Annotated in this window: 7 protein-coding genes; 1 reads left to right on the plus strand and 6 read right to left on the minus strand. The window is 42.3% G+C overall.

From position 1 onward, the window contains the following. The 3 genes from AABK37_RS39765 to AABK37_RS39775 form a co-directional block, all read right to left on the minus strand. The coding region (locus AABK37_RS39765; protein ID WP_432556900.1) for a hypothetical protein at positions 1 to 336 on the minus strand (336 nt) is incomplete at its 3' end. Positions 337 to 458: 122 nt separating this feature from the next. Continuing rightward, positions 459 to 2,144: a dihydroxy-acid dehydratase gene (ilvD, locus tag AABK37_RS39770; RefSeq protein ID WP_432556901.1), complete on the minus strand. Its 1,686-nt coding sequence runs from the start codon at positions 2,142 to 2,144 to the stop codon at positions 459 to 461. Positions 2,145 to 2,542: 398 nt separating this feature from the next. Next, positions 2,543 to 3,166 (minus strand): TenA family protein, encoded by a 624-nt coding sequence (locus AABK37_RS39775; RefSeq protein WP_432556906.1) that lies wholly within the window; start codon positions 3,164 to 3,166, stop codon positions 2,543 to 2,545. Between the two features lie 95 nt (positions 3,167 to 3,261). Here AABK37_RS39775 and AABK37_RS39780 point away from each other — a divergent pair, with 95 nt between their 5' ends. Continuing rightward, complete coding sequence (locus AABK37_RS39780) at positions 3,262 to 3,426, plus strand: hypothetical protein (protein ID WP_432556902.1); 165 nt, start codon at positions 3,262 to 3,264, stop codon at positions 3,424 to 3,426. Here AABK37_RS39780 and AABK37_RS39785 read toward each other — a convergent pair. The 3 genes from AABK37_RS39785 to aqpZ all read right to left on the minus strand — a co-directional run bounded on the left by AABK37_RS39785 (position 3,403) and on the right by aqpZ (position 5,778). Beyond that, positions 3,403 to 4,173: a pentapeptide repeat-containing protein gene (locus AABK37_RS39785; RefSeq protein WP_432556903.1), complete on the minus strand. Its 771-nt coding sequence runs from the start codon at positions 4,171 to 4,173 to the stop codon at positions 3,403 to 3,405. The two genes, AABK37_RS39780 and AABK37_RS39785, sit on opposite strands and share 24 nt — an antisense overlap. A 508-nt stretch (positions 4,174 to 4,681) precedes the next feature. Next, positions 4,682 to 4,816, minus strand: a complete 135-nt coding sequence (locus AABK37_RS39790) for a hypothetical protein (protein ID WP_432556904.1) — start codon at positions 4,814 to 4,816, stop codon at positions 4,682 to 4,684. A 209-nt stretch (positions 4,817 to 5,025) separates the two neighbouring features. After that, the gene (aqpZ, locus tag AABK37_RS39795; RefSeq protein WP_432556905.1) at positions 5,026 to 5,778 is read right to left on the minus strand and encodes an aquaporin Z; all 753 of its coding nucleotides are present in this window, start codon (positions 5,776 to 5,778) and stop codon (positions 5,026 to 5,028) included. Between the last annotated feature and the right edge of the window lie 273 nt (positions 5,779 to 6,051).

Consider the following 6,051-nt stretch of genomic DNA (forward strand, 5'->3'; position numbering starts at 1 on the left):
TTGATACTCATTAAAGAGTCTTTGATACTCATTAAAGAGTCTTTGATACTCATTAAAGAGTCTTTGATACTCATTAAAGAGTCTTTGATACTCATTAAAGAGTGTTGGAACCTCATTAAAGAGTCTTGGAACCTCATTAAAGAGTCTTTGATACTCATTAAAGAGTCTTGGAACCTCATTAAAGAGTGTTGGAACCTCATTAAAGAGTGTTTGATACTCATTAAAGAGTCTTGGAACCTCATTAAAGAGTCTTTGATACTCATTAAAGAGTGTTGGAACCTCATTAAAGAGTCTTGGAACCTCATTAAAGAGTCTAACGATTTTCAGTTTAGTCAAATATACCAAGAGACCTAACCCCCCAGCCCCCTTCCCTACAAGGGAAGGGGGAGAATCAAAGCCTCTCTCCTGGCAGGAGAGAGGTTTACCAGAGAGGTCTATTAACGAACTACACCCAATTGTTAAAACAAATCTAAGTCTGTCAATGCACCGAGACAGCTGGAAGATACTAACTTAGCATATTTTGCTAACACACCTTTAGTATAGCGAGGTGGACGAGGTTGCCAATTAGCACGACGACGGGCTAATTCTTCATCGGATACGTTTAATTGCAACAGTCGAGCATGGGCATCAATTGTGATGGTATCACCTTCTTCCACAAGGGCGATCGCTCCCCCAACTGCTGCTTCTGGTGCCACATGTCCAACTACCATCCCATATGTACCCCCAGAAAATCGTCCATCTGTAATTAACCCGACCGAATCAGCTAAACCAGCACCGATAATTGCTGAGGTGGGTGCTAGCATCTCCCGCATCCCCGGACCTCCTTTTGGTCCTTCGTAGCGGATGACGATAACATCACCTGCATTTATCTTATGCGCCAAAATCGCATCTAAACAAGATTCTTCTGATTCAAATACTCGTGCAGTTCCCGTAATTTTCGGGACTTTTACGCCTGTAATTTTCGCTACCGCTCCCTCTGTCGCCAGATTTCCTCTGAGAATAGCCAAGTGTCCTTGACGATACATCGGGTTATCCCAAGGACGAATTACATCTTGGTTGGGGGATGGTTCTGATGGTATATCTGCCAAGACTTCCGCGATTGTTTGTCCGGTGATGGTGAGAGCATCCCCGTGAATTAAATCATGCACAAGTAGCATTTTCATCACTTGGGGAATACCACCAGCTTTGTGTAAGTCGGTAGCTACATAACGTCCGCTGGGTTTTAAATCGCACAAAACGGGAACGCGAGCGCGGATAATTTCAAAGTCATCTAAATTAAGTTCAACACCAGCAGTGTGTGCGATCGCCAAAAAATGCAATACTGCATTTGTGGAACCACCGACTGCCATAACCACCGAAATGGCATTCTCGATAGATTTGCGAGTGATAATTTGGCTGGGTAGAATTTGCTTGCGGATTGCTTCGACTAAGAAAAATGCTGATTTTTCTGTACTATCTGCCTTTTCTGCATCTTCTGCCGCCATCGTCGAGGAATATGGTAAACTCATACCCAGCGCCTCAAAAGCGGAAGACATCGTATTCGCTGTGTACATTCCCCCACACGAACCAGCACCCGGACAAGCTTTGCGTTCAACTTCTAAAAGTTCCTTATCGTCAATTCTCCCAGCGCTGTATTGTCCGACAGCTTCAAAAGAACTGAGAACAGTTAAATCGCGTCCATCGTGATGTCCGGGTTTAATTGTACCCCCATAAACAAAGATAGCCGGGATATTCATGCGAGCGATCGCAATCATGGCTCCAGGCATATTTTTATCACAACCACCAATGGCAAGTACACCATCCATACTTTGCCCAGTGCAAGCAGTTTCAATCGAATCTGCAATTACTTCTCGTGACACCAGGGAATATTTCATTCCCTCAGTTCCCATCGAAATACCATCACTAATAGTAATTGTACCGAATAATTGCGGCATCGCTCCGGCACTTTTAATACTAGCTTCCGCTCTTAGTGCCAGTTGATTTATGCCCATATTGCAGGGAGTAATGGTACTATAACCATTAGCTACACCGACAATTGGCTTGGTAAAATCTTCATCTTGAAAACCAACAGCACGTAGCATCGCTCGATTAGGCGATCGCTGTACCCCTTGAGTGACAATTTGGCTTCTCAAATTTTCTGACATTTTTTTCCCTTTAGCACCATCGTCTTTGTTTTAGTGCTTCTTTTGTGTGGTTACTTCAAAATATCACAAACTGTAACACAAGATTTGCGTCGCAACGTGTAGCTTGTGTTCACAACTTTGTTGCAAAATTAAGCCATGAAATCTTTAATTTATCAAGCCAGACGTTCTCAGGCAACGTCTAGACAGTAAAAATTTTCAGTTCAATTTTCTAACTGCATAATTTAATTTCCATCATCCCCATAAGAGAGTTTCTCAAAGAACTACCACTATCTGAAGATTTTCGCTCTGTTTGGTTGTCTCGCGCCAAAAGCGTATCATATATATTGTAGAGACGTTCGGTGTGGAACGTCTCTACGACGTAAAATTAATTCAACGGATATATATCAAATCGCATTGCTCTAATTATCTTCCCATGCTGCTTGAAAAAAGTCTCGCTCGCACAACATCGCATAACGATAAGTTGAATGTACTAAGGTAGTAGCAGTAGCATAACTTTCCACCAAACTTTCTAATTGTTCTGCGAGTGGCTGAAAATCTGCGCTGCTATAAGTGCGAATCCAGTCTGCATACTCATGATTGGGAATGCCATTACGCGCTAACTCTTGTCCCAAAAACGCATACAAACGCATACAGGGAGACATCGCAGCAGCAGTTAAACCAACATCTCCACCCCAAGCGGTTGCTAATAAAAAGTCAGTATAACGCCTAGTAGCTGCTTGTGGTTCAACAGATTGCAAATCGACTTTCCACGCTTTAGCATAGCTTTGATGTAGCTGTAATTCTTGCAAAACTCCAGTTGCTAAATTGTGAAATATGATAAATCCTGCCCAATCTGGTGCTTTCGCAGCAGCGATACTGTAAGCACGAGCAAAAGCTTCTAAGAAAAAAGCATCTTGTCCTACATAGTAAGCGAACTTCTGCGGATCTAGCGTACCATCAGCAATGCCTTGAACAAAAGGATGCTCTAAACAAGCTTGCGCTAAATCTTGATTTGCTTTCCACAATTGGGCAGATATAGTCATTTGTTGGGAATGGGGCATTGGGCATTGGGCATTGGGCATTGGGCATTGGGCATTGGGCATTGGGGATTGGGCATTTGGCATTGGGCAATTGTTTAATGGGCAATGGGAACGTGAGAATAAAGTCAAATCTTTTTCCCATACCCCATGCCCCATGCCCCATGACGGCAGGTGCTCCACTTGGGGAGACCCCAAGACCGCACTGCCTCCCCCATGCCCATTGCCCCATGCCCATTGCCCTAAAAGGGAAAGAACTGAAGTAATACTGACGCAACTCCGCCTAAAAAGTCAACTAAACTAGGTTTGCCGGTAGTTACTTTACTACCTTGAGGTGTTTTCAGTTCGAGAATAAATGCTTGTGCTGTTTGCATTCCGGGATTGTCGTTTTTAGTTTTAAACAAATTTTCAGCTATTTGAGCATCTTGAAATGCACCTTGTCTATCTAAAATTTGATAACGAGCGACACCACGAGCGAGATAAGCGCCGGCAAAGTCTGGTTTAATAGCGATCGCTTGATTGAAATAATCTATTGCTTGTTGTTGGTTGCCTTTTTGCGCTTCTGCTACACCCCAAGCATAAAATTCTTCTGGCTTGGCTGCTTGCAATGGTATACCAACTGCTCCTTGCAAGTTAGCATTGTTAAGGCTGACATTATTTAATTCCGCGTTCGCAAGATAGGTATTTCTCAAGTCAGTACCCAGCAAATTTGCGTTATTAAGTTTCGCACCGCTGAGGTTAACCCCAAATAAACTCGCACCGCTCAAGTTTGCACCTGTTAAATCAGCACCGCTCAAGTTGGCACGGCTGAGGTTTGCACCACTTAGATTGGCTTTGCTCAAATTGGCTCCAGATAAGTCTGCTAGCACCAAACCAGCACCGCTTAAATCGCAGCTTTCACATTGTTTGGTTGCTAACAACTGTCTAATATGTTCGGAATTTGCAGCTTGAGCGACGGTTGTCAAGCTAATTGTGCTTAAAAATACGACTGTGGATAGAGCTGGCTTTTTCATAATCTGTGTCAAAATCTTTCTTAACTTACGAAGTTCGCCCCTTGAAGGTTGACACAGTTATAACTCAGCTGAAAGTATCAAGCACCCACTAGATCCTTGATATGAGTCTATCGCCGACTGTAGTGCTGTATAGATTCAGTTATTCCGCTCGGTTAAAGTGAAAACTGCATGATTGTGCAAGTTGACCTCCCCACTAGTCTGAGGTGAAGACCAACTCATCTTGGCAGATAAGCTAAGTGCAAAAGTTAGAACAGCCGCTAATAATAATTTTTCCAGCATAGTCACACCTCACAATCATCAAGTAATCACTCAACCACTATTTCCGTTTTAGCGTATGATTTATTTTCCTCCCAAGCTAAGTGATAACCGAATGTGGTAGACGTGATTTGCATTTGTTTTCGGGGTGATGTTAGTCACATAAATTCTGGTTATAGGGCGATCGCCGATTACTGACAAGGAACTACAAGCAATATAAATAAATTCTGTATTTTTTACTTCCAAGCGGGGATCAACTACATAGACTTGCCATCACAAGAAAATCGCGCCAAGCTACAAGAATGCGCGACATGCGATTGTTATGGTTTGAGCCAAAAAGAGCGATCGCACTGCGCGATCGCCTAATTAAAAAACGATGATTTTGCATTATACGTCAAAAATTGAACATATTATAGAGACTTCCACTCCTTACGTATCTATGATTCATTCCACGGTTATGCAATGCCAGTTTTTTTACAAGTAATTAACCGAACTTGATATTACGCAGATTTGCACCGCCTAAATCTGCGTTACACCGTAGTAAGCGATTTATCCCTTTATTCGGGCACTCTTCGTGCCCACTACGAGTTTATAAAACTACCTTTGTGGTTTCGATGCTGACAAAAGCTGATAATAGAATATTCCTGCTAAAAAAGCTCCGAGAATTGGTGCTGTCCAAAATAGCCACAACTGATCGATCGCCCAACCACCCACAAAAACCGCAGGACCCAAACTCCGAGCTGGATTCACCGATGTATTAGTAACGGGGATGCTAATCAAGTGAATCAGTGTTAATACTAAACCAATGGCAATGGGAGCAAAACCTTGAGACGCACGAGAGTCAGTAGCACCCAAGATAATTATCAAAAAGATGAAACTGAGAACTAACTCGGTAATAAAACAAGCAAACAACGAATAGCCACCAGGAGAATGATCGGGTCCAAAACCGTTAGTTGCCAGGGGATTTGAACCGCTAAGTATAAATCCTGGTTTACCAGAAGCAATTAAATAGAGAATGCCGGCAGCAGCGATCGCTCCAAATACCTGAGAGCCAATATACAACAAAAGCTCTGATGCGGGAAAGCGCTTTGCTGCCCAAAGTCCAATCGAAACCGCTGGATTAAAGTGACCCCCAGAAATAGGACCCATCGCATAAGCCATTGTCAATACACACAGACCAAACGCTAAAGAAACTCCAACTAATCCGATGCCTAAAGGGTATCTTATATTCTCAGCAATATTTGCATTTTCTGCTGTAAACGCTGCTGCTAATACTGCACTACCACAACCACCAAATACTAGCCAGAATGTTCCTATAAACTCTGCTAGACAACGCTTAAACTGTGACATGTTATTAGTAACAGCATGAAATTAGTAATAAGTCAATATTATCTAATAGTTTTATTTGTCATTAGTTTATTCGGTTTATTTTAATTTATATTGGTTTATTTGGTAATTAATAAAAACTGTTCAAAATCATCTTGACAAATTTTATTTATCAGCAATTTGATGATTTCATAACTAGAATAATATATGGCATCCGTCGTAGAGACGTTCCGGCGGAACGTCTTTAGTAGAGAGGTTCCGGCGGAACGTCTCTACCAAAAATCGGGGTGATTTAAC

It is taken from the genome of Tolypothrix sp. VBCCA 56010 (assembly GCF_050875635.1).
Taxonomy (GTDB): Bacteria; Cyanobacteriota; Cyanobacteriia; order Cyanobacteriales; family Nostocaceae; genus Hassallia.

Coding starts and splice junctions, on each gene's coding strand:
- aqpZ (WP_432556905.1), bottom strand. CDS start 5,778: ATGTCACAGTTTAAGCGTTGTCTAGCAGAGTTTATAGGAACATTCTGG.
- ilvD (WP_432556901.1), bottom strand. CDS start 2,144: ATGTCAGAAAATTTGAGAAGCCAAATTGTCACTCAAGGGGTACAGCGA.
- AABK37_RS39775 (WP_432556906.1), bottom strand. CDS start 3,166: ATGACTATATCTGCCCAATTGTGGAAAGCAAATCAAGATTTAGCGCAA.
- AABK37_RS39780 (WP_432556902.1), top strand. CDS start 3,262: ATGGGCAATGGGAACGTGAGAATAAAGTCAAATCTTTTTCCCATACCC.
- AABK37_RS39790 (WP_432556904.1), bottom strand. CDS start 4,816: ATGCAAAATCATCGTTTTTTAATTAGGCGATCGCGCAGTGCGATCGCT.
- AABK37_RS39785 (WP_432556903.1), bottom strand. CDS start 4,173: ATGAAAAAGCCAGCTCTATCCACAGTCGTATTTTTAAGCACAATTAGC.